At 62.9% G+C, this 23,524-nt stretch carries 22 protein-coding genes; 13 read left to right on the top strand and 9 right to left on the bottom strand.

All coding sequences use genetic code 11. The features are described 5' to 3' along the window. Positions 1-123: 123 nt before the first annotated feature. Positions 124-441 carry a DUF2388 domain-containing protein gene (locus tag QCL51_RS10035; protein WP_003256154.1) on the top strand — a complete coding sequence of 106 codons (318 nt, stop codon included), beginning with the start codon at positions 124-126 and terminating at the stop codon, positions 439-441. A 60-nt stretch (positions 442-501) separates the two neighbouring features. Here QCL51_RS10035 and glcC read toward each other — a convergent pair whose 3' ends face one another. Further along, complete coding sequence (glcC, locus tag QCL51_RS10030; protein ID WP_021782078.1) at positions 502-1,266, bottom strand: transcriptional regulator GlcC; 765 nt, start codon at positions 1,264-1,266, stop codon at positions 502-504. 195 nt (positions 1,267-1,461) lie between these two features. Here glcC and glcD point away from each other — a divergent pair, with 195 nt between their 5' ends. From glcD to QCL51_RS10000, 6 genes are all read left to right on the top strand, one after another. Further along, the gene (glcD, locus tag QCL51_RS10025) at positions 1,462-2,961 is read left to right on the top strand and encodes a glycolate oxidase subunit GlcD (RefSeq protein WP_103444233.1); all 1,500 of its coding nucleotides are present in this window, start codon (positions 1,462-1,464) and stop codon (positions 2,959-2,961) included. Continuing rightward, on the top strand, positions 2,961-4,013 hold the full coding sequence (gene glcE, locus QCL51_RS10020; protein WP_103469786.1) for a glycolate oxidase subunit GlcE: 1,053 nt from the start codon (positions 2,961-2,963) through the stop codon (positions 4,011-4,013). The genes glcD and glcE overlap by 1 nt, the downstream gene beginning before the upstream one ends. A gap of 9 nt (positions 4,014-4,022) precedes the next feature. Continuing rightward, positions 4,023-5,258, top strand: coding sequence for a glycolate oxidase subunit GlcF (gene glcF, locus QCL51_RS10015; RefSeq protein ID WP_338444808.1), 1,236 nt, complete (start codon positions 4,023-4,025; stop codon positions 5,256-5,258). Further along, complete coding sequence (locus QCL51_RS10010) at positions 5,251-5,649, top strand: heme-binding protein (protein ID WP_103444232.1); 399 nt, start codon at positions 5,251-5,253, stop codon at positions 5,647-5,649. The genes glcF and QCL51_RS10010 overlap by 8 nt, the downstream gene beginning before the upstream one ends. A gap of 140 nt (positions 5,650-5,789) precedes the next feature. Further along, positions 5,790-6,128, top strand: coding sequence for a hypothetical protein (locus QCL51_RS10005; RefSeq protein WP_021782083.1), 339 nt, complete (start codon positions 5,790-5,792; stop codon positions 6,126-6,128). 91 nt (positions 6,129-6,219) lie between these two features. Then, positions 6,220-7,653 carry a PLP-dependent aminotransferase family protein gene (locus tag QCL51_RS10000; RefSeq protein ID WP_103444231.1) on the top strand — a complete coding sequence of 478 codons (1,434 nt, stop codon included), beginning with the start codon at positions 6,220-6,222 and terminating at the stop codon, positions 7,651-7,653. Here QCL51_RS10000 and QCL51_RS09995 read toward each other — a convergent pair. Beyond that, a complete protein-coding gene (locus QCL51_RS09995; RefSeq protein WP_103444230.1) occupies positions 7,646-8,842 on the bottom strand; it encodes a CynX/NimT family MFS transporter in 1,197 nt (398 codons plus the stop codon). The genes QCL51_RS10000 and QCL51_RS09995 overlap by 8 nt on opposite strands. 199 nt (positions 8,843-9,041) lie before the next feature. On the opposite strand from QCL51_RS09995, the gene QCL51_RS09990 reads away from it, so the two are divergent. Then, entirely contained in the window at positions 9,042-9,479 is a 438-nt protein-coding gene (locus QCL51_RS09990; RefSeq protein WP_103444229.1) for a carboxymuconolactone decarboxylase family protein, read from the top strand. Between the two features lie 483 nt (positions 9,480-9,962). Here QCL51_RS09990 and QCL51_RS09985 read toward each other — a convergent pair whose 3' ends face one another. Continuing rightward, positions 9,963-10,973: an AraC family transcriptional regulator gene (locus tag QCL51_RS09985; RefSeq protein ID WP_021782087.1), complete on the bottom strand. Its 1,011-nt coding sequence runs from the start codon at positions 10,971-10,973 to the stop codon at positions 9,963-9,965. Between the two features lie 168 nt (positions 10,974-11,141). On the opposite strand from QCL51_RS09985, the gene QCL51_RS09980 reads away from it, so the two are divergent. The 3 genes from QCL51_RS09980 to QCL51_RS09970 are packed head-to-tail and all read left to right on the top strand — an operon-like array spanning position 11,142 to position 13,782. Further along, positions 11,142-12,326, top strand: coding sequence for an acetyl-CoA C-acyltransferase family protein (locus QCL51_RS09980; RefSeq protein ID WP_003256172.1), 1,185 nt, complete (start codon positions 11,142-11,144; stop codon positions 12,324-12,326). A 13-nt stretch (positions 12,327-12,339) separates the two neighbouring features. After that, positions 12,340-13,188 carry a 3-hydroxybutyryl-CoA dehydrogenase gene (locus QCL51_RS09975; RefSeq protein ID WP_274119447.1) on the top strand — a complete coding sequence of 283 codons (849 nt, stop codon included), beginning with the start codon at positions 12,340-12,342 and terminating at the stop codon, positions 13,186-13,188. 12 nt (positions 13,189-13,200) lie between these two features. Next, positions 13,201-13,782 (top strand): TetR/AcrR family transcriptional regulator, encoded by a 582-nt coding sequence (locus QCL51_RS09970; protein WP_021782089.1) that lies wholly within the window; start codon positions 13,201-13,203, stop codon positions 13,780-13,782. A gap of 48 nt (positions 13,783-13,830) precedes the next feature. Here the strand turns inward: QCL51_RS09970 and QCL51_RS09965 are convergent, their stop codons facing one another. The 5 genes from QCL51_RS09965 to QCL51_RS09945 are packed head-to-tail and all read right to left on the bottom strand — an operon-like array spanning position 13,831 to position 20,330. After that, a complete protein-coding gene (locus tag QCL51_RS09965) occupies positions 13,831-14,208 on the bottom strand; it encodes a response regulator (RefSeq protein WP_003256176.1) in 378 nt (125 codons plus the stop codon). Positions 14,209-14,252: 44 nt separating this feature from the next. Then, complete coding sequence (locus QCL51_RS09960; RefSeq protein ID WP_021782090.1) at positions 14,253-15,479, bottom strand: hybrid sensor histidine kinase/response regulator; 1,227 nt, start codon at positions 15,477-15,479, stop codon at positions 14,253-14,255. After that, complete coding sequence (locus QCL51_RS09955) at positions 15,473-16,048, bottom strand: chemotaxis protein CheB (RefSeq protein WP_103444227.1); 576 nt, start codon at positions 16,046-16,048, stop codon at positions 15,473-15,475. The genes QCL51_RS09960 and QCL51_RS09955 overlap by 7 nt, the downstream gene beginning before the upstream one ends. Beyond that, the gene (locus QCL51_RS09950) at positions 16,045-16,866 is read right to left on the bottom strand and encodes a protein-glutamate O-methyltransferase CheR (RefSeq protein ID WP_021782092.1); all 822 of its coding nucleotides are present in this window, start codon (positions 16,864-16,866) and stop codon (positions 16,045-16,047) included. Before QCL51_RS09950 ends, QCL51_RS09955 begins: the two co-directional genes overlap by 4 nt. After that, complete coding sequence (locus QCL51_RS09945; protein ID WP_028697709.1) at positions 16,863-20,330, bottom strand: response regulator; 3,468 nt, start codon at positions 20,328-20,330, stop codon at positions 16,863-16,865. Before QCL51_RS09945 ends, QCL51_RS09950 begins: the two co-directional genes overlap by 4 nt. Before the next feature lie 248 nt (positions 20,331-20,578). Here QCL51_RS09945 and QCL51_RS09940 point away from each other — a divergent pair, with 248 nt between their 5' ends. Beyond that, positions 20,579-20,929: a response regulator gene (locus QCL51_RS09940; RefSeq protein ID WP_279934842.1), complete on the top strand. Its 351-nt coding sequence runs from the start codon at positions 20,579-20,581 to the stop codon at positions 20,927-20,929. A 69-nt stretch (positions 20,930-20,998) separates the two neighbouring features. Here QCL51_RS09940 and cobF read toward each other — a convergent pair whose 3' ends face one another. Then, on the bottom strand, positions 20,999-21,751 hold the full coding sequence (cobF, locus tag QCL51_RS09935; RefSeq protein ID WP_021782095.1) for a precorrin-6A synthase (deacetylating): 753 nt from the start codon (positions 21,749-21,751) through the stop codon (positions 20,999-21,001). Positions 21,752-21,859: 108 nt separating this feature from the next. Here cobF and QCL51_RS09930 point away from each other — a divergent pair, with 108 nt between their 5' ends. Beyond that, a complete protein-coding gene (locus tag QCL51_RS09930) occupies positions 21,860-23,461 on the top strand; it encodes a metallophosphoesterase (RefSeq protein ID WP_279934843.1) in 1,602 nt (533 codons plus the stop codon). Positions 23,462-23,524 lie beyond the last annotated feature (63 nt).

The raw sequence follows: 23,524 nt of genomic DNA, 5'->3' as shown, positions 1-23,524 counted from the left end.
CGGCAGGTGCACTTTCCCTCTCGACACGCTCCACCCAAGAGCAGGGAACTACCTGAACGCCCCGGCCGTCTTAGACACTGAGTGGTTTATTTCCCTGTGCTTCACGCTACTGGAGAACACGACATGCGCCACCTACTGCTCGCCCCTGCGCTGCTGCTCCTGATGCCTGCCGGCGCTGCCCTGGCCCGCGTCGATGCGGGCGACGTCGCCACCTCGGCCGGTATTTCCGCTTCGCTGTATTCGACCTTCAAGGATGACAAACGGATCATCCCGGCCCGTGACGAACTTTCAGCGTTCGTCGCCAGCGGCGGTGCAATCCGTGGCGCCTATGTGGAATCGGCGCTTGAACAGGCCCGCAAGGACCACCCAGGGCTGCAGGCCAATGATGAAGAGCTGGCCCGGGCCATCCTGTCGCAAGATGACCCTGTGGCTGACCATTGAGTAAACCTGTACCGGCCCTTTCGCGGCGGTTCAACGCGACAGGGCCGGTACAGTGCCGCTTCACCCCCAGCCATCCATGCGCATGGTCGCCCTGACCAGGCGCTGCTCTTCCTGCTCGATCTCCTGCAAACTGTCGCGTATGCCGTAGATATGCTCACGCGCCGCCCGCTGCGCCTGCTCGGGCATTTGCTCCATCACCGCGCGATACAACCGCGCATGCTGCCGATCAATCTGGCGTTTCTGCGCTGGCCGGCAGTACAAATTGTTGACCGAAGCAAACACAGTGCTCAACGTCAGGTCACTGAGCGATTGCAGGGTATGCACCAGCACCGGGTTATGCGACGCCTCACTGATTGCCCGGTGAAAGGCATGGTCACGACGGGCATGCTCACGGGCATCGAGCGCCGGCGCAGCCTCGTGCGCAGCCAGCATTTCTTCATAGCGCCGGCGGATCAGCAGGCGGTCGACGTCGGTAGCGCGCAACGCAGCCAACCGCGCCGACTCAGCCTCCAGCAACGCCCGGACCTCCAGCAGGTCGAACAGCGTACGCGGTTGCGAACTGAACAGGTGCATCAAAGGCGTAGCACCCGCCTGCCCGGTGAGATCGGCGACAAACGAACCCCGCCCCTGTTCGGTGTCGATGATGCCGCGCCCGCGCAAAACGCGCAGTCCCTCCCGCAACGCCGAACGTGAACAGCCAAGCTTCTCCACCAGCCGCCGCTCCGATGGCAGCGCCTGCCCCACCTTGAGCACGCCCTCGACGATAAGCCGCTCGACCCGTTCGGCCACCTGATCAGCGACCTTGACCTTGCCTTCAGTACCCACTGCACACACTCCTGCTGGTAGGACCACTTTGACTTATAGCGCCAATCTAGCCGGACAGAGCCGTGAGTAACCAGCACTGTCCGAAGAAACTGGTAGGACCAGTCAACATCTCACTCGACCCCGGCCGCTAGCCCGCGCACGCTGCATCGGTGACCGCTTTGCCAACAACAATAAAAACCGTTGCCGAGTGAGCCGATGAATATCCTGTACGACGAACGCGTCGATGGCGTGCTGCCTGACGTGGACCGGGCCGCCCTGTTGCAGGCGCTGCGCGACGCCCTGCCGGACCTTGAAATCCTGCACCGCGATGAAGACCTCAAACCGTACGAATGCGACGGCCTGTCGGCCTACCGCACAGTGCCACTGCTGGTGGTGCTGCCCGAGCGCCTGGAACAGGTGCAGACGCTGCTGAAGCTTTGCCACCAGCGCGGCGTACCGGTGGTTGCGCGTGGCGCCGGTACCGGCCTGTCGGGTGGTGCCCTGCCGCTGGCCAAGGGCATCCTGCTGGTGATGGCACGCTTCAACCGCATCCTTGAGGTCAACCCGCAGGGGCGCTACGCCCGCGTGCAGCCGGGCGTACGCAACCTGGCCATCTCCCAGGCCGCCGCACCCCATGGCATGTACTACGCACCAGACCCTTCCTCGCAAATTGCCTGCTCGATCGGGGGCAACGTCGCCGAAAACGCCGGTGGCGTGCACTGCCTCAAGTACGGCCTGACCGTACACAATGTGCTCAAGGTGGAAATCCTCACAGTCGAGGGCGAACGCCTGAGCCTGGGCAGCGATGCGTTGGACAGCCCCGGCTTCGACCTGCTGGCATTGTTCACCGGCTCCGAAGGTATGCTCGGTATCGTCACCGAAGTCACTGTCAAGCTGCTGCCCAAGCCCCAGGTGGCGCGGGTGATACTGGCCAGTTTCGAATGCGTCGAGGACGCCGGCCGGGCAGTCGCCGACATCATCGCTGCCGGCATCATTCCCGGTGGCCTGGAGATGATGGACAACCTGGCGATCCGCGCCGCTGAAGACTTCATCCATGCCGGTTACCCGGTGGACGCGGCGGCGATCCTGCTGTGCGAACTGGATGGCGTGGAAGCCGATGTACACGACGACTGCCAGCGCGTCGCCGCCGTGCTGACGCAAGCCGGGGCCCGCGAGGTGCGCCAGGCCTGCGACGAAGCCGAGCGTGTTCGCTTCTGGGCCGGACGCAAGAACGCCTTTCCGGCCGTGGGGCGCATCTCGCCGGACTACTACTGCATGGACGGCACCATTCCGCGCCGCGAGTTACCACGGGTGCTCAAGGGCATCAGCGACCTGTCCGCGGAGTACGGCCTGCGGGTGGCCAACGTGTTCCACGCAGGCGACGGCAACATGCACCCGTTGATCCTGTTCGATGCCAACCTGCCCGGCGAGCTGGAGCGTGCCGAAGCGATCGGCGGCAAGATTCTGGAGCTATGTGTGAAGGTGGGCGGCAGCATCACCGGTGAACACGGCGTGGGACGCGAGAAGATCAACCAGATGTGCGCGCAGTTCAACAGCGACGAAATCACCCTGTTCCACGCGGTGAAGGCCGCCTTCGACCCTCAGGGCCTGCTCAACCCCGGCAAGAACATTCCCACCCTGCACCGCTGCGCCGAATTCGGCGCCCTGCACGTGCACCAGGGGCAACTGCCCTTCCCCGAGCTGGAGCGCTTCTGATGAGCATGGACCGCGACATGAGCCAGACGCTGTTGGAGCAGGTCAACCAGGCGCTGAATGAAGGTACGCCGCTGCGCATCCAGGGCAGCAACAGCAAAGCGATGCTCGGCAACCCGGTGGCGGGCGAAGTACTCGACACCCGCAACCACCGCGGCATCGTCAGCTACGACCCCACCGAGCTGGTACTCACGGCCCGCGCCGGTACCCCTCTGCGCGAGATCGAGGCAGCCCTGCACGAGGCTGGCCAGATGCTGCCCTGCGAGCCACCCCACCTGGGCCCCGAGGCCACCTTGGGCGGCATGGTCGCGACGGGGTTGTCTGGCCCTCGACGGCCGTGGGCCGGGTCGGTGCGCGACTTTGTACTGGGTACACGGGTGATCACCGGCCACGGCAAACTGCTGCGCTTTGGTGGCGAGGTGATGAAGAACGTCGCCGGCTACGATGTGTCACGCCTGATGGCGGGCAGCTTCGGATGCCTGGGGCTGCTGACCGAAGTTTCGCTGAAAGTGCTGCCACGGCCGCGCCTATGCCTGAGCCTGCGCCTGCCGATGGGGCGCAATGAAGCGCTGGCCGAGCTGGCCGAATGGGGCCAGCAACCGCTGCCGATCAGCGCCGCCTGCCATGACGGCGAAACGCTGTACCTGCGCCTGGAAGGCGGCGAAGGGTCGGTGCAGTCGGCACGCCAGCGGCTGGGGGGCGAAACACTCGATAACCGCTTCTGGAGCGACCTGCGCGAGCAGCGCCTGGCGTTCTTTACCGACGCCGCCCCCCTGTGGCGCCTGTCCGTACCCACCATCACCGGCGAGCTGAAACTGCCCGGCCAGCAACTGATCGACTGGGGTGGTGCCCAGCGCTGGCTCAAGACCCGCGCACCAGCGCAGGCCATTCGCGACCAGGTGGCCAAGGTGGGTGGCCACGCCACCTGCTACGCCCCCGGTGCAACCAGCAGCCCGCCATTGCCGGTTGCACTGATGCGCTACCACCGCGCCCTCAAGCAGCAACTCGATCCCCAGGGGGTGTTCAACCCTGGCCGCCTGTACCCGGACCTGTGAGGCCAGACCATGCAAACCAACCTTAGCGAACCATCGCGCCGCCTGGCCCGCGCCGACGAAGCAGAACGCATCCTGCGCACTTGTGTACATTGCGGTTTCTGCACAGCCACCTGCCCCACTTACCAGTTGCTGGGCGACGAGCTGGACGGCCCGCGCGGGCGCATCTACCTGATCAAGCAGATGCTCGAAGGCGAGCCGGTCACCGCCAGCACCCAACTGCACCTGGACCGCTGCCTGACCTGCCGCAATTGCGAAACCACCTGCCCATCCGGGGTGAAGTACCACGATCTGCTGGACATCGGCCGCGCGGTGGTTGAGCAGCAAGTGCCACGCCCGCTCGGCCAGCGCCTGTTGCGCCTGGGCCTGCGTGCGGTGGTGCCGCGCCCGGCACTGTTCAAGGCCCTGACCCGCAGCGGCCAAGCGCTGCGCCCGCTGCTACCGGCCTCAGTCAAACGCAAGTTGCCGGCGCAGGTCACCCCACCCGGCCAGCGTCCGGCAGTGCGCCATGCGCGCCGGGTACTGATGCTGGAAGGCTGCGTGCAACCGGCCCTGTCACCCAATACCAATGCCGCTGCTGCGCGGCTGCTCGACCGCCTGGGCATCAGCGTGCAACCGATCCGGCAAGCCGGATGCTGTGGCGCGGTGGACTATCACCTGAATGCCCAGGAGCAAGGCCTGCAGCGGGCACGGCGCAATATCGACGCCTGGTGGCCCGCCATCGAAGCGGGTGCCGAGGCTATCGTGCAGACCGCCAGCGGCTGCGGCGCGTTTGTCCGCGACTATGGCCACCTGCTGGAAAAAGACCCTCATTACGCTGCCAAGGCCGCCCGGGTCAGCGCCCTTTCCCGCGATCTGGTGGAAATCTTGCGCGATGAGCCGATCGAACAATTGGCCCTGTGCGCCGAACAGCGCCTGGCCTTCCACTGCCCATGCACCCTGCAGCACGCCCTGAAGCTGGGCGGTGCGATAGAAGCGTTGCTGACGCGGCTCGGCTTTACCCTGACCTCAGTGCCCGATGGCCACCTGTGCTGCGGCTCGGCGGGGACCTATTCGCTGACCCAGCCTGAACTGTCACTGCAACTTCGCGACAATCGTCTGAATGCGCTGGAAAGCGGTAAGCCGCACCTCATTGCCACAGCCAACATAGGCTGCCAGGCCCACCTCGACGGGGCTGGACGCACGCCCGTGCGCCACTGGATCGAAATTGTCGAAGCCGCCTTGAACCCGGAGCCCGCCCATGCTTAGCAAATCCGTCATCGGCCAGACCGAAATCGCCCGCATACTGACCGCCGCCCGCCAGGAAGCCCAGGCCCGGCAATGGAGCGTGACCATCGCCGTGGTCGACGACGGCGGCCACCCACTGGCTCTGGAACGTCTGGACGGCTGCGCACCGGCCAGTGCCTACATCGCGCTGGAAAAGGCCCGCACCGCCGCACTGGGGCGCAAAGAGACGCGGGATTATGAAGAGATGGTCAATGGCGGCCGTACGGCATTCGTGACCGCGCCCCTGCTGACCAGCCTGGAAGGTGGCGTACCGCTGCGGGTGAAAGGCCAGGTGGTGGGCGCCATCGGTGTATCAGGCGTCAAATCCGAACAGGATGCCCAAGTGGCCAAGGCTGGGGCTACCGCCTTGTAGATCCTGCGATTCGCCCCCGCCTCAGCACCTTAAAGGCATTTCCTACACGAGCCTCAGAAGCGCCTTACTTGATGTCCCTACCCAGAGAAAACATGATCGGCGCTGGAGGACGCAAGGTCGCGATCCAGAGGAGGCTCCGCATGCACCCGTACGCCCGCCCCATCGCCGAACTGCGCAGCAGTCTGCGCGAAATGTTGGCCCATGACATGACCAACCCCGACGACGACCCGCATTTGTCGGGCGTCATGTTCTTCTGCGCCACCGATGAACATTCACGGCAATTGATCGAACGTATCGAGTTGCTGGCCAGCGAGGTGTTCTTCGACGCGAACGGGCGGGCCATTTCAGAGCATATGAAGGCTTCGACGGTAGAAGGCGTGCGCATCAAGCGCAACCGCAACGCGCCGGAAGATGAAACCGTGATACGCATTTCCCTGGCAGAAAAAGGCTATATCACTGTCAGTACCGCCCGGTTCTGAGCGGTTGACGTGGCATCATCGCAGCCTGTGACAAGCACCTGAGTCGCAGCCAATCCGCTATCCTGAGCAATCCTCCGCTCCGGACCCGCCCATGGAACTGCACATTCGCCTGGAGGGCCGCAAAGGCCTGGCCGATCAGCTTTACCAGCAACTGCGCGACGGTATCGACAGCGGCCACCTGGCCGCCGGCTCCCAACTGCCGCCCACCCGTCTGCTGGCTGAACAACTGGGCGTATCGCGCAAGACAGTGGCCGAGGCCTATTCGCGGCTGACCTACGATAACCTGCTCAACGGCGTGGTCGGCCGTGGCACATTCGTCACCCCACGCCATCCGCTGCGCAGCAACGAATCAGCCACCATCCCCCTGGCCGGCGCCGCATCCCTCGAGCGCTGGCAGCAGCGCGCCACCGTGCTCAGCCAACGCCAGTTGCAGGCGCCATCGCGCTATGACTTCGTCGGTGGTGCTTCGAGCAAGGCACAGTTCCCGTTCGACCAATGGCGCAGTTGCCTGAACTACGCCCTGCGCCGTAGCCAGCGCCACGCCGAGCGACAATTCCCGGCCCAGGGCTTGCCGGAACTGCGCGAAGCCATTGCCCACCACATCGCCTACTCACGCGGGGTGCACTGCAGCGCAGCCGACCTGCTGGTATGCAACGGCGCCCAGCAAGCGCTGGACCTGATCGCCCGGGTGCTGGTCGAACCGGGCTGCCAGGTGGCCATGGAAGATCCTGGCTACCCGCCGGCACGGCAATTGTTCCTGGCCCTGGGTGCACGCCTGCAATCGGTGCCAGTGGATGATGAGGGCCTGTGCGTGGAACAGATCGCCGAAGGCACCCGGCTGATCTACGTAACACCCTCACACCAGTTCCCACTGGGCATGCCGATGAGCGAGCCACGCCGGCATGCCCTGCTGGCGCGGGCCGCCGAGCTGGGTGCACTGATCATCGAAGACGACTACGACTGTGAATTCCGCTACCACGGGCCAGCCTCGGACGCGCTGCAGCGCCTGGACCGGCATGGGCTGGTCGCCTATGTCGGGACCTTCTCCAAGACCTTGCTGCCCGAGCTGCGCCTGGGTTATGCCGTATTGCCGCCTGCCGTACTGCAGGCCGCTTGCGTGGCCAAGCACCTCAGCGATTGGCACAGCCCTACCCTGCTGCAGTGGGCGCTCGCGCGCTTCCTTGGCGAAGGCCACCTGAACAAGCACATCCGCCGCTGCCACGAGGTCTACAGCGCACGCCGCGAGCGCATCCTGGCGCGCCTGGGCGGCGATCTGGCACCGTGGTTCCGCACCATCCCGGCCAGCGCCGGCTTCCACCTCAGTGCCTTGGCTACACCTGGGGTGGATGTGGAGCTGCTGGCCAATCTCGCGCGCAAGGTAGAAGTCGGCCTGTATTCACTGGCGCCATTCTTCAGCGAGGCGCCGGTACGGCCGGGGCTGTTGATGGGCTTCGGCGCCATCGAACTGCTGGATATCGACCCGGCGCTGGACCGGGTGCGCGATACCCTGCAACGCCTCAGTTGATTGCTGCGGCCTTGCCTGTTGCAGTCGGGCGGGCAATGGCTGCCGTATAGCCGCGCGGGTTGAAGCACGCGGTCACCAGCAGCATTGCCAGCACGGTCACGGTCAACAGCGTCCAAGAAGCCTGGAAGTCGCCACTGACATCCCGCAACCAACCGGTGATATACGGCACGATGCCGGTGATGATAAAGCCGATGCCCTGTACGAACGCCGCCAGGCTGCCGGCCTCGGCAGGCGTTTTCAGGTGTTCCAGGGTCAACGTCAGGCACTGGCTGAAACAGGCACCCAAGCCAAAGCCGATCATGGCTACCCAAAACCCGGAAGCCGCCGTAGGTATCAGCAGAAGCCCCAGGAAGCCCGCCAGCTGGATCGTCAACGCCAACCACAGCCCTGGACGCCTGTCTGTCCAACGTCGCAGCAGCAGCGGCAAGCCGAGCGCACCGAGCACCTGGAAGACGGTCATCAAGCCCACCAGGTCGGCGCCGCCCTGGGCGCTGCCGCCGTGTTCGATGTGGTAAGCCGGCAACCAGGCCACCATGCTGGTATAGCCGCCATTGATCAGGCCGAAGTACAAGGCCAGCAACCACGCCCGGCGGGTGCCGAACCAGTGCCCGCCTGCGACCCCAGACAGCTTTGGCGCCTCCTGCCTTGGCCGCAGCACGGCCCAGGCCAGCACCGCCAGCACGGCCGGGACAGCCCAAACGCCCAGGCCCGCCTGCCAGTAACCGAAATGGCCGCTGATGTGTGGACCGAGTACTGCAGCCAAGCCGCCGCCGCTCATCAACGCCGCCGAGTACAGCCCCATTGCCCCGGCCAGACGCCCGGGGAACCAGCGGTTGACCAGCCCCGGCATCATGCCCTGCACCACCGCCACGCCCAGGCCGGCGACCAGCGCACTGGCGATCAGCGCCCAGGCACTGTCCAGTTGCAGGCGCCACAGGCAGGCCAAGGCAATCGCGGCCAGGCCTGCAAGCATGCCACCATGCTCGCTGACCCAGCGTCGCAGCCACGGTTGCAACAGGGGCACCAGGCCCATGCACAGCACCGGTAGCGCCGTCAGCAGGGCGGCCTGCTGGTAACCCAGGCCGGTGCTGGCGCGCATGGGTTCGAGTAACGGGCCGATACTGGTCAGGATCGGCCGCAGGTTCAACGCCAGCAGGATCACCAGCAACAGGTTCAATGCAGCTCTCATTGTGAATCGGTTCTCTTGAAGCAGGAACTGGCCATTATCCCGGCTCGGCTGGCTTGGCAGAAATGAAGAGATTGGATGCAGGTCAGTGGCCACCTGAATGGGCGATTGGCCTCCCGCTTATGCGCAAAATTGGCTATCGGGGTGACCAATGAGCGGCGCTACAGTAGCGCCATACCCACCCCGCACTTTGGAGACTGCCATGCACAACCGTATCGAATGGGCCAGACACGCGCCGCAAGCCTACAAAGCCATGGTCGGCCTGGAGCAGGCCCTGGCCAACAGCGGCCTTGAAAACTCGCTGCTGGAGCTGATACGCCTGCGCGCGTCGCAGATCAACGGCTGCGCCTACTGCGTCAACCTGCACGCCAACGATGCACGCAAGGCCGGTGAGACCGAAGCACGCTTGCAGACCCTGTGCGTGTGGCAGGAAACCAGCTACTTCACGCCGCGTGAACGTGCTGCGCTGGCCTGGGTCGAGAGCCTGACCCGCTTGCCAGAGCAGGGCGCGCCGCAGGCGCAATATGAAGCCCTGCGGGAACACTTCGAGCCAGCCGAGGTGGCCAACCTGACTTTGGCAATTGCCACCATCAATGCCTGGAACCGGTTCGGCGTCGGCTTTGCCATGGTGCCGGCCTGATCCTTTCGGGTGGCCTGTGCAGGCCTGTTCGCGGGCAAGCCCGCTCCCACAGGTACAGCGCAGCCGTCAAGGTCACTCGTTACCTGTAGGAGCGGGTTTACCCGCGAACACCGGCAGAGCCGGTGCCATCCACCGCGTTGGTTTCTTCGCGGGCAAGCCCGCTCCTACAGGGACAGCGCAGGTTTCAAGGTCACTCGGCACCTGTAGGAGCGGGTTTACCCGCGAACACCGGCAGAGCCGGTGCCATCCACCGCGTTGGTTGCTTCGCGGGCAAGCCCGCTCCTACAGGGACAGCGCAGGTTTCAAGGTCACCCGGCACCTGTAGGAGCGGGTTTACCCGCGAACACCGGCAGAGCCGGTGCCATCCACCACGTTGGTTGCTTCGCGGGCAAGCCCGCTCCTACAGGGACAGCGCAGGTTTCAAGGTCACCCGGCACCTGTAGGAGCGGGTTTACCCGCGAAAGGGCCGGCACAGACGACACATCAACGGCCGGCCAGCCGCGCCCGGTAGCTCCCAGGGCTCTGCCCGGTCCACTTCTTGAACGCCCGGTGGAAGGCACTCGGTTCCTGAAACCCCGCCTGCTCGGCAATTTCGGCAATGCTCAACGTGCCTTCGCGCAGCCGCTCGAAGGCCATGGCCCGGCGCACTTCATCCTTGATCTGCTGGTACGAACGCCCTTCCCGCTCCAGCTGCCGGCGAAAGGTACTGGCACTGATCCCCTGCTGCTGCGCCAGCGCGGCCAATGTCGGCCACTGCCCATAGCGCAATGCCCGCAGGTGCCGATACACCTCAGCCACCAGCCCATTCTGATTGCGAAAGCGGATCACCAGGCCCTGCGGCGCGCTGCGCAGGAAGGTCTTCAAAGCCGCCCGGTCCTGCACCACCGGCAGGCGCAGGTAAGCACTGTCGAACTCCACCTCGGTGCGTCCGCTGCCCAGGCGCAGGTCCGGCCCCCACAGCAGCAAGTCGTCCTCCTGGGCCGGGCGCGACACTGCGAGCTCCGTGCGGTCGATGGCAATCCGCCGCCCGGCCAGCCAGCACAGCATGCCGATCATCAGCACCAGGTAGGTTTCCTCGGCATAGACCCGGGTCAAGGGGTCGGCAATGTTCGACTGCACACTGATCAGCGCCCGCCCGCCACGTACCGTCAGGCTGCCATGCAGGTCACGCAGGAACAGGCCGAAGCCCCCCATGCACTGGCGCAAGGCCTTTTCCAGGTTCGGCTCGAGGATCAAACCCCGACAAATCAGGGCGAAACTGCCCAGCGGCATGCCATGGCTGTCGAGGCCAAAGAACTCATCGTCAAGGCGCTGGATCAACGCCAGCCACAGCTGGGCGAACGCCTTGGCCGGCACCCGTGCCTGAGGCTGATCGAGCAGCTGCGGGGCGATGCCCACCGCAAGCAGCTGGGCATCACGCTCGGCGGGGGTGTCGCGCAAAGCGTGGAGCATGGCGTTGAGAAAGTACACGGCGACTGAATCGCTTTCGCGCATGGCGGTTTTCGCTGTCTATGCTGAGTGGCAAAAAGTGCCAGGTTCTTTGAACAGATCCGGCATAGGCTGCAACAGAGCCTTTGCCTAGACTCGAACCCACTTCGGGGCCGCCGACCATTCTCGCAGAGCCTGGCCCGGTCCCGCCACGCCTTCGCAATCGGAGCCCTTATGAGCAGCGCAGAAATCTACGTCGTCAGTGCCGTCCGTTCAGCCATTGGTGGCTTCGGCGGTTCCCTCAAGGACCTGCCACTGGCCGACCTGGCCAGCGCCGTGACCCGCGCCGCCATCGAGCGTTCGGGCCTGGCCGCCGAGCAAGTCGGCCACCTGGTGATGGGCACGGTAATCCCCACCGAACCGCGTGACGCCTATCTGGCACGGGTAGCGGCAATGAACGCCGGCATCCCCAAGGAAACGCCGGCATTCAACGTCAACCGCCTGTGCGGCTCTGGCCTGCAGGCCATTGTCTCTGCGGCCCAGGGCCTGTTGCTGGGCGACACCGACGTGGCCGTCGCGGCCGGCGCCGAATCCATGAGCCGTGGCCCTTACCTGCTGCCACAAGCGCGCTGGGGTGCACGCATGGGTGATCTGCAAGGCATCGACTATACCGTCGGCGTGCTGCAGGACCCGTTCCAGCACTTCCACATGGGCATTACCGCCGAGAACGTTTCGGCCAAACACGGTATTACCCGCGAAATGCAGGACGAATTGGCCCTGACCAGCCAGCGCCGCGCTGCTCGGGCCATTGCCGAGGGCCGCTTCGCCAGCCAGATCGTTGCGTTGGAGCTGAAAACCCGCAAGGGCAGCGTGCAGTTCAGTGTCGACGAGCATGTGCGTGCTGATGTAACCGCCGAGCAACTGGCCGGTATGAAGCCGGTATTCAAGAAAGACGGTACCGTCACCGCCGGCAACGCCAGCGGTATCAACGATGGCGCCGCCGGCCTGGTGTTGGCCACAGGTGACGCGGTACGCCGCCTGGGCCTGAAGCCACTGGCACGCCTGGTGGGCTATGCCCACGCCGGGGTGGAACCTGAGCTGATGGGCCTGGGGCCGATCCCCGCCACCCGCAAAGTGCTGGAAAAAACCGGCCTGAACCTACAAGACCTGGATGTGATCGAGTCCAACGAGGCCTTCGCCGCCCAGGCCTGTGCCGTTGCCCGCGAGCTGGGCTTCGACCCGGAAAAGGTCAACCCCAACGGCTCGGGCATTTCCCTGGGCCACCCGGTGGGTGCCACCGGTGCGATCATCGCCACCAAGGCCATCCATGAGCTGCAGCGCATCCAGGGCCGCTACGCCCTGGCCACGATGTGTATCGGCGGTGGCCAAGGTATCGCCGTCGTGTTCGAGCGCGTCTGAGGGAGGCTGACACATGAGCATTGAACAGATCGCCGTGATCGGCGCTGGCACCATGGGCAACGGCATTGCCCAAGTGTGCGCAATTGCCGGCTACCAGGTGCTGCTGGTGGATGTTTCCGATGCAGCGCTTGAGCGCGGCGTGGCCACCTTGAGCAAGAACCTTGAGCGCCAGGTCAACAAAGGCACCCTCGACGCCGACAAAGCCGCAGCCGCCAAAGCCCGCATCCGCACCAGCACCGACTACACCCAGCTCAGCACTGCCCACCTGGTGATCGAGGCGGCTACCGAGAACCTGCAGCTCAAGCAACGCATCCTGCAGCAGGTGGCAGCCAACGTCGCCGCCGACTGCCTGATCGCCACCAACACCTCGTCGCTGTCAGTGACTCAACTGGCCGCGAGCATCGAGCACCCCGAACGCTTCATTGGTGTGCACTTCTTCAACCCGGTACCGATGATGGCGCTGGTGGAGATCATTCGTGGCCTGCAGACCAGCGACCACACCTACGCCCAAGCGCTGGTGGTGACCGAAAAAGTCGGCAAGACCCCGATCACCGCCGGCAATCGCCCGGGCTTCGTGGTCAACCGCATCCTGGTGCCGATGATCAACGAGGCAATCTTCGTACGCCAGGAAGGTCTGGCCAGTGCAGAGGACATCGACACCGGCATGCGCCTGGGCTGCAACCAGCCGATCGGCCCGCTGGCCCTGGCCGACCTGATTGGGCTGGACACCCTGCTGGCGATCATGGAGGCCTTCCATGACGGCTTCAACGACAGCAAGTACCGCCCTGCTCCACTGCTCAAGGAAATGGTCGCGGCCGGCTGGCTGGGGCGCAAGAGCGGTCGCGGTTTCTTCACCTACTGAGGACCAAGCGCCATGCCCCCGGTCAATGCCGCAATGCGCTGTGCCAACTTTGAGGAGCGACGTGACCGGGCCATGGCATTGTTTGCCGAAAAGGGCTTTGGCCAGGTCAGCATGCGCGAGCTGGCGGCCCATGTGGGGCTGACCGCCGGCTCGCTGTACCATCACTTCCCCAGCAAGCAGGACCTGCTGTACGACTTGATCGAAGAGTTGTACGAAGAGCTGCAAGCCACGCTGGACCAGGCCCGTCGGGCCATGGCCCGTGGGGCATCGGCGTTGAGCTGCCTGATTGCTGCGCACTGGCAGCTGCATGCCGAGCGGCCGCTGCAGTTTCGGCTGGCCGAGCGGGATTTGTGTTGTTTGAGTGAGGCGCAACAGGCGCACCTGGCAGCGTTGCGCAAGCGTTATGAGGCAGGATTGCTGCGCCTGATCGCACCGCAAGCGAAACTGCCGGGGCAAGCGTTGGACGCCACAGCGCATGTACTGGCGACGCTTCTCAACCAACTGCCGGGGTTACTTAAAGCAATGCCTGAAGAGCAGGGGTTGGAGCTGATGGAAAACTTGCTGGTCGGCGGGATTGAGCGGACGCTGCGATAGCCTGCCATGGCCTCTGCGCGGGCTTGCCCCGCGAAGAGGCCGGATGCCTCAGCGCAACAGCGACTGGATCTGCTCGTGCAAGGTATCCAGGTCAAACGGCTTGGCCAGGATAGGTGCCTTGCGGGTGATCGGGCTACCAGACTCGAGAATCTCCGCCGGGTAGCCGCTGATGAAGATCACCTTCAGGTCTGGCCGCAACTTCACCGCGGGCTCGGCAATATCCACGCCCGAGATCCCCCCCGGCAAACGGAAGTCCGTCACCATCAGGTCCAGGTGCGGTTTGCTGGCCAGGATGGCAAACGCCTGCTCGCCATCTTCAGCCACCAGGACGTGGTACCCCTCACCCGCCAGGTAATCGCGCAAAATCATGCGAATCGCCGGTTCATCCTCGACGACCAGAACCACATCTTGTGCATCTTCACTCATGTTAACGCCTTGAAATACTTACAGTTGGCCATCAGACCCCAGGCTTACACAGAGGTTGCCCGAGCCTGGTCGTTTTGTTCTTTGAATGTTGCCAGCGGCAATTGCAGGGTGAATGTGGCACCCTTGCCCTCCTCGCTTTCAACCTGTATCCGGCCACCGTGCGCCTGGACGATCTGCTCGGAGATGTACAACCCCAGGCCCAGACCTCCGCTGGCCTGCTGGGCAGCGACCCGCTCGAACTGCTGGAAGATCCGCTGCTGATTGACGGCGCTGATACCGATGCCGTGATCCTGTACCTGCACCCAGGCCATGCCGTCCTGCTCGAACACCCGTACCTGCACCGGATTGCGCTCGCCGTAACGCATTGCATTGGACAACAGGTTGGCCACTACTTGTTCAATCCGGAATTCGTCCCACTCCCCCTTCAGCGCTTCGCAACGCTGCAATTCGATGTGGGTGTCCAGCGCCATGGCCTGCGCCGTGAAGTTTTCCACCAGCCCACGCACCAGTTGGCCCAGGTCAAACAGTTTGGGCCGCAGCGACAATTTACCGGTACGGATGCGCGAAACATCAAGCATGTCCTCGACCAACCGGATCAGACTGTTGATCTGCCGTTCGTCGCGCTCGACCATGGCCTGCAGCTTGTCGACACTGAACGCGTCCAGGTTGCCCCGTGCTAGGTGCATCTTGCGCAACTGGGTTTCCAGGATCAGGCCATTGAGCGGCGTACGCACCTCGTGGGAGACGATCGACATGAAGTCGTCACGCATGCGCACGGCATGCTCCAGCTCACACCGCGCCACCTGCAGCTGGCTGAGCAGCAGCTCCTGTTCCTGGCGGCTCTGCTCCAAGGCTTCCAACTGCCGGCCAAGTACCTTGCGCTGGCGGAACAGGTCGACGAACACCGAGACCTTGCTTTTCACTGCCAGGGTATCGAGCGGCTTGTGCAGAAAGTCCACGGCCCCGCTCTCGTAGCCCTTGAAGGCATAATTCATCTCGCGGCCCGCCGCACTGACGAAGACGATCGGGATATGCTTGGTCTTGTCGGTGCCGCGCATCAGCTCGGCCAGTTCGAAACCGTTCATGCCCGGCATCTGCACATCGAGAATGGCCAGGGCAAACTCGTGCTCGAGCAGCAACGACAACGCAGCCTCGGCAGACTGGGCCTGGTGCACCTCACGGTCCTCGCCCTGGATCAGGGCGTCGAGCGCAAGCAGGTTTTCCGGCAAGTCGTCGACAATCAGCAGTTTGGCGATGGTGTGGCTTAGCATGCGCTGTATTCCAAGGTCGCGAGCAACTGCCCGATACCGCTCAGAGTAAGGATATGGTCGGGCTGGTGCAGGGCCAGAGCAGCCTCCGGCATCAGGGCAACCTGTGCGTCACGAGGGTCCTGGACGATCGTGCGCCCCCCATTGTTCTTGATGTAGGCAAGGCCCCTGGCGCCGTCTTCGTTGGCCCCGGTGAGCAGCACACCCAGCAAGCCGTCGCCATAGGCATCGGCCGCCGAGATGAACAGGAAGTCAATCGCGGGGCGCGAGAAATGCACCGGTTCTTCCTGGCTCAGCGACAGCGTCAGGTCGCGCTCCACCGACAAGTGGTAACCCGGCCCCGCCACATAGATCTGCCCGCTGCGGATCCTCTCCTTGTCACGTGCCTCGCACACCGGTCGATGCAGCCGCCGCTGCATCACGCCAGCCAGCTGGCTGTGGCGATCGTCCGGCAGGTGCAGCACGCAGAGCACCGGTATGGCGAACGCCGATGGCAACGTGCCGAGCACCTGGAACAATGCCGCCACGCCACCCGCCGAGGCGCCGATCACCACTGCACGTACGCCGTTCATGATTTACGGAAGATCCGTTGGGGCTTGACCAGCGGCTCGAAACGTTCGCTGTAGGCCGAAAAGTCCACCGACTCCTTGCTACCCAACACCAGGAAACCCCGGTGGCAGAGCGATTCATGGAACAGGCCCAGCGCCCGATCCTGCAGGTCCTTGTTGAAGTAGATCAGCACATTGCGGCACGACACCAGTTGGGTCTCGGAGAACACGCTGTCGGTGGCCAGGCTGTGGTCGGCGAAGGTCACGTTGTCGCGCAGGCTGCTGTCCATGATGGCGTTGCCATAGGCGGCGGTGTAGTACTCGGCAAAGTCACGACGGCCACCGGCCAGACGGTAGTTTTCCTCGTATTCGCGCATGCTCTGCATCGAGTAGATGCCCTGCTTGGCCTTGTCCAGCGAATGCGGGTTGATGTCGGTGGCGTAGATGATGGTGCGTTCAAGCAGCCCTTCCTCACGCAACAGGATGGCCATGGAATACACCTCTTCCCCCGTGCTGCACCCCGCGATCCAGACCTTGATCGAGGGCCAGGTACGCAGCAGCGGCACCACTTCGTTGCGCACGGCAAGGAAGTGGTCAGGGTCACGGAACATCTCGCTGACCGGGATCGTCAGGTACTGCAGCAACTGCATGAACATGCCCGGGTCGTGCAGCACGCGCTCCTGCAACGCAGACACCGTCAGGCAATCGAACTGACGCAGCGCGTGGAGAATCCGGCGCTTGATCGAAGCACCGGAATAATTGCGGAAATCGTAGCTGTACTTGAGGTAGATCGCCTCGATCAGCAGCCGGATCTCGATGTCGGTGTTGCGTTCGCTAGTCAAATTCGCTCCAGTTGCGGCAGCCAGACACGGATCAACGAGAACAGGCGGTCCAGGTCGATCGGCTTGGCCAGGTAATCATTGGCACCGGCTTGCAGGCAACGCTGCTGGTCATCCTTCATGGCCTTGGCGGTCACGGCGATGATGGGCAGTTTGCGCCAGCGCGGTTGCTGACGGATCAGGCGGGTGGCCTCGAAGCCGTCCATCTCCGGCATCATCACGTCCATCAGCACCAGATCGATGTCGTCGTGCTGCTCTAGGCGCTCGATGGCTTCGCGCCCGTTGCGGCCGATTTCGACGATGGCGCCCTTGTGCTCCAGGGCACTGGTCAGGGCGAAGATATTACGCACATCGTCGTCCACCAGCAGCACCTTGCGGCCCTCGAACACCTTGTCGCGGCTGCGCGCGGTCTTGAGCATGCGTTGACGTTCGTTGGACAACTGCGATTCGACCTTGTGCAGGAACAGCGTTACTTCGTCGAGCAGGCGCTCCGGCGAACGTGCGCCCTTGATGATGATCGAGCGTGAATACTTGAGCAGGTCGGCTTCTTCCTCGCGGGTGAGGTTGCGGCCGGTATACACGATCACCGGCGGGAAGGCGCGAATATCCTCGGCTGTCATGCGTTTGAGCAGCTCGTTACCGAGCATGTCTGGCAGTTTGAGGTCGATAATCATGCAGTCGTAGATGTTCTGGCGCAACAGCGCCAGGGCATCCTGGGCCATGGCCACGGCCGTGATCTCGACATCGTCGTCGCCGATCAGCCGGGCGATGCTCTCGCGCTGCAGGTCGTCGTCTTCCACCAGCAGGATGTGCTTGAGCTTTTGCGTAAGCTTGGCTTCCAGGCGAGCGAACACCTCCTTGAGCTCCTCGCGACTGGTGGGTTTGACCGCATACCCCACCGCCCCCATGTGCATGGCCGCCTCGACGCGGTCTTCCACCGAAATGATATGCACCGGGATATGGCGAGTGCCGGCCTGCTCCTTGAGGCGCTGCAGGACAGTCAGGCCCGAGTGGTCGGGCAGGCGCATGTCCAGCAGGATCGCATCCGGAATGTACTGGGCCGCCAGCTCGAAGCCTTCGTCGGCGCCATGGGCCACCAGGCAGCTATAGCCCAGTTCATGGGCCAGGTCGAAGAGGATGCGGGCAAAGTTGGGCTCGTCTTCGATCACCAGAATGCAACGGGTATCGAAAGGTGCGCGCTCGCGGTCGTCGGCAAAGGCCGGTGCCGGGCGCATGACCGCGGCAGCCAGCGGCGCTTGCGGTGCAGGCGGCAACGCATCGACAGCCGGGCGCAGGCTTTGCGGCTCGACGTCTTCGGCCTCGGCGGCATAGCGCTCCGGCAGAATCAGGCTGAATACACTGCCCTGCCCAGGGCTGCTATCGACATTGATCTGGCCACCGAGCAAATGCGCCAGGTCACGGGAGATCGACAGGCCCAGGCCAGTGCCGCCATAGCGGCGATTGCTGGTGCCATCGACCTGGTGGAAGGCGCCGAAGATCGCCTGCTGCTGATCGGCCGCAATGCCGATGCCGGTGTCACGGACTGCGAACACGATACCGCTGTCAGCCTGGAAGCTGACGTTCATGCTGACCTGACCACGCTCGGTGAACTTGATGGCGTTGGACAGCAGGTTCTTGAGGATCTGCTCCAGGCGCTGACGGTCGGTGAACAGCGTGGTCGGTACCTGCGGCTCGACCTTGACCTCGAAGGCCAGCCCCTTGTGACCGGCAAGTGGCTGGAACATGCCGCGCAAGCCTTCGACCAGGCGCTCGACCTGGGTGGTCTCGGGCCGTACTTCAAGCTTGCCGGCCTCGACCTTGGCGATATCGAGAATGTCGTTGATAAGGTTAAGCAGATCGTTGCCAGCCGAGTAGATGGATTCGGCGAACTTGACCTGCTCTTCGCTGAGGTTGCCCTCACCGTTCTCAGCCAACAACTTGGCCAGGATCAGCGAGCTGTTGAGCGGCGTTCGCAGCTCATGGGACATGTTGGCGAGGAATTCGGACTTGTACTTGCTCGATCGCTGCAGGTCGTCGGCACGGGCCTGCAGCTCCAGTTGCGCCTGGCTCAGCTCATCGTTCTTGCGGTCCAGCGCTTCGGTGCGTTCTGACAACTGCTCGTTGGTCTGCTCGAGTTCGGCCTGTTGGGTCTCCAGATGGGCCTGCGACTCCTTGAGCACCCGTGACTGCTCTTCGAGCTCTTCGTTGGCAGTCTTGAGTTCTTCCTGCTGTACCTGCAGCTCTTCGTTGAGTTGCTGGGTTTCGGCCAGCACTTCCTGCAGGCGCTGACGATAACGGGCACTCTCGATCGACATGCCCAGGTTGCCGCCGACCCGCTCCAGCAGCTCTTCATCCCGCTCTTGCAAGGGGCGCAGGAAACCCAGCTCGATCACCCCGTTGATCTGCCCGTCTTCGGTCGCCGGCATCAGCAGCGCACTGCGCGGCAAGCCACTACCCAGGCCGGAACTGAGGCGATAGAAGTCTTCGGGCAGGTCGTCCAGGCGCAGCAAGCGGCCTTCGCGGACCGCCTGGGCCAACAGGCCATGGTGGTCCGGCTCGACTTGCTCGCGGGCCTGCTCTTCGGCACCCAGGCCATAACAGGCCACGCGCACCAGCCGGCCATGCTCGTCGCGCACGTACACGGCGCCCACCACGCTGCCCAGATAAGAGGCAAAAAAGCGCAGGATGTTCTCGCCAAGCATGGGCAAGGTCAGCTGCCCGAGCACCTGCTGCGCCAGCTGGGTCTGGCCGGTGCGCAACCAGGCCTGGTGCTCCAGGCGCTGCGCCGAGCGTTGCTGGGCCTGCAGGTTTTCATCATAGCTGGCCGAAAGTGCCAGCAGGTCACGACGGCCCAGGTAAGCCAGCAATGCGCTGAGGCCGACAATGAACAGCACGAAAGACGAGATCGCCATCACAGTGACGGAACTGACTTTCTCGTTGCGGGCCATGCGCAGTTGCTGTTCGGTACTGATCAGATCATCGAATTCCTTGCGGATTTCATCAGTGATGCGCTTGCCCCGGCCGTTGCCGATCAAGGTCTGGTAATCGCCCTGGCTGCGGCGCAGGTTGATCATCTGGTTGCCGAAGTCGTTCCAGGCCTGCTGCAAGGCGATCAGCCGATCGATGCGGTCGACCTGTTGGGGGTTGTCCTCGACCATGCCGCGCAGGCTCTGCAGGCTGCCGAAAATGCGTGGCTTGGCCACTTCGTAGGGATCAAGGAAGCGCTCGTCGCCTGTGATCAGGAAGCCGCGCATGCCCGTTTCCATGTCGATCGACAGCTTGACCGTATCGTTGGCATTGCCGATCACCCGGTCGGTGTGCTCGACCCACTGCATGGCCGAAAGCAGATAGTTGATCACCGCGACGAAGGCCACGGCCCCCAGCAGGCCAACCCCCAGGGGAAGGCCGATGTTGCGGCTCAACAGCTTGCGAAAGCTTCGCTGGTCCATCGAGGCTGCTTGAATCATGAGAAAACGCCCGAGCTAGAAAAGTCCATTGAAAAGAGTGGCCGATCAGTCGTTATTGTTATCCGCCACTGCACTGTCCTGATAAGCGAGTCTAACCAGCTTTGACAGGTCTGGCAGGGCATTGAGCCAGTATTTGAAGGTTGCGTTCGGCAATCGTTCCATCTATTTGCATGGAGCGGTATCCTCGGGAACTTCTGATGCCGCGCGGTGCACAGATTAAAGACACTCATTTGTACAGGATTTGAACCATGCACCTTCTGGTAGTCGAAGACGACGACATCGTACGCATGCTGATGGTCGAAGTGCTCGACGAGTTGGGCTACAAGGTCATCGAGGCAGAAGACGCCACAGCCGCCCTGCGTGTACTTGAAGACCCCAGCCAGGCGCTGGCACTGATGATGACCGATGTGGGGCTGCCGGACATGCGAGGTGAAGAGCTGGCGGGAAAAGCGCGCGAACTGCGGCCACTATTACCGGTGCTGTTCGCCAGCGGCTACGCCGACAGTTTCAATGTACCGGAGGGCATGCACCTGATCGGCAAGCCCTTCAGCATCGACAAGTTGCGGGACATGGTGGTGGGTATTCTGGGTAACCCTTGAGCACGGTGTCGCCTGTTTCGCCTGCAGGAGCGGACTTGCCCGCGAAGAGGCCGGCACAGGCGACCCACCTCACAGCGCTCTGCGCAGCAGATAGGTATCCATGATCCACCCCTTGCGCGCCCGCTCTCGCGCACGCACTTCCAATATCTGTGCCTTCACCGCCTGCAACGGCCCGGCAATCAGCACTTCATCCTCCGTCCCCAGGTACGCACCCCAATAGATGTTCAACGCCGGGTCATCGAGCCCGGCAAAGGCGCACTGCCCGTCGAGCATCACCACCACATTGTCGATTGGCCCCTGCCCAGCCAGGCGCCGCCCCGGCAGCACAGTCAGGGGCTCGCCGATGCGGTTGAGCGGCACCTGGTGCCGCGCCGCCAGCGCCTGCACACTGCTGATGCCAGGGATGACCTGCAAACGCAGCGTCACGCCGCGCTCGCGGACCAGGTCGAGGATACGCAGGGTGCTGTCGTACAGGGTGGGCTCGCCCCACAGCAGGAAGGCGCCAATATCATCAGGGGCCATTTCTTCGCCGATCAGCCGGGCATAAAGCGCTGCACGCTGACGGTGCCAATCATGCACAGCCCCCACATAGTCCTCGGCCTGAGCCTCGCGACGTGGGTCATCCACCTGCACCAAGCGATATCCGCCTTCGGGTCGGTACCGCTCAAGGATCACCTTGCGCAAGCGCACCAGTTCATCCGTTTCCGGGCCCTTGGCAAGGACGAAGAACAGCGTGGCGCGTCGCAGCGCCTCCACCGCCTCGTAGGTAACCTGGCGTGGATCGCCTGGCCCAATGCCTATCAACAGTATGTTGGCATTCATTTATCTACCTTATACCTTGTACATCAGCAACTGGTGGACCTGATAGTATTTCAAAACAAAGGAAAACCATACGCTCGGGGACCTTGTCTGAAATGCAGGTTCCCGGTAATGCACCTTACAACACACACGATACGCGCTGCCCTGATTGTGGCCGGCCTGTCGACGGCCGCATGCGCTTCGCTTGCTCCACCGAAAGCATTGAACGTATTAAGCCCTCAAGATTCTATTCAACGCTTCGTCATACGCGCGGACACCCAATACCCTCGTGGGCCAAACTCCTCCGACGAACCGGTACTGTCGAAACAGTTAATGACAGAACAAGATAACGCTATCAACCACTGGCGAAATGCCTCAGGCGGTACCATCCCTGTTTTTCTGAATGGTGACGTGACGGAGTTCGGCCACGGCAGCGAATGGGGCGTGATGTTCCAACACCTGGCGACGGTGCCCGGCACTTACTGGAGTTTGGGAAACCACGATTATCAGAACAATGTTGGCAAGTGCGCCAACAACGGCTGCGCACGAGACTCCATCCAGCACCTTGAGGCCGCGGTGAGAGGATGGCAGGTTGACGCATTCCACATAACAGATGAAGACCGGCCTGACTACAGACGCTGGACCGGAAGCTACGGTTACAGCAAAACCATTGGCAGCATCATGTTCATCCAGCTTAACGACCACTATAACTACACCAACAGTTTTTCCAGCAACAGCAGCCCACTTCACCCCAGAGAGGTCCGTTTCGAAATTACCTCTTCACTCGCCTGGCTTGAGCAGCAGATGGAGGTGGCAAACAAAAATGGCAAATATATTGTCATCAACATGCATCGCTCGCCCGGGGATGCCACATTCGGATCGGCAGCCGACAGGAATCGGTTTTACAACCTGGTCAAACAATACCGGGTCCTGAGTATCTTCCATGGCCACCACCACAACGTCGGAGTCAAGCAACCCATTGGCGACACGCCAGTATATGACGCTGGGGCAAGCTTCCGGCGAGGGTTCCTCACGGCCGAGCTGGACGAGGGGCGAGGCCGTTTGGTTGTCAATGTCGTCACCAACAACGACACCGATAACGCCACGCCGACCACGATTCCCTTGCACCTGCTCCCGCCCCCGCCGACATTCAAATTCAGTACCCAGCCAGGCGGTAATGCAATCAGCGGACTGCTTATGTACGAAAACAGGCCGCGGGACGTTCGCCTACCGTTCGTGGAAATCTCCTTGAATGGCCAACCCTTCACTCGCCACAACTTGTCCAATAACGCCACACCGCTTTATGATCTGCGCCCTGACACACGGTACGAGTACACCATCAAGATATATCAAAGCGAAGGCCAGGCGCCTGATCGCGAGGACAAAGGAACATTTACAACGCCTGCTCTTGAAAAAGCCCCTACTGATTTGTGCGTAGAGAACATCAACGGAATCTCAGGCACCATGACGTTAAAATGGAAGGACCCAAATCCTAACTTCCGGATCCCTTATTACATTCAGGTGGAAGCGACCGAACCCGACAAGCCGTTGTGGGTCGTACGAAGCGTGGCAGACGACAACCGCAGTACTACACAGACAATCTTCTTCGGCCTCTATGGTCGAGACCCCTTTGCGATGAACTATAACGTCTATTACTGGAGCTCGAGCGAGGGGCACAGCCCCTTGGCACAACTGGCAGGCAAGGATATTTTCAAGTCGGGCTGCCGGTATTAAAAACTGCGCCACATGGCAAAGTACCACTGCGCAGGATACAGGCTTGGGCACTTCTTCACACGA

The sequence above is a fragment of the Pseudomonas sp. LTR0 genome (assembly GCF_036630035.1).
Taxonomy (GTDB): Bacteria; Pseudomonadota; Gammaproteobacteria; order Pseudomonadales; family Pseudomonadaceae; genus Aquipseudomonas; species Aquipseudomonas putida_Y.
The sequence above is the reverse complement of the archived record's forward strand: the minus strand, read 5'-3'. Positions and strand labels throughout refer to the sequence as shown.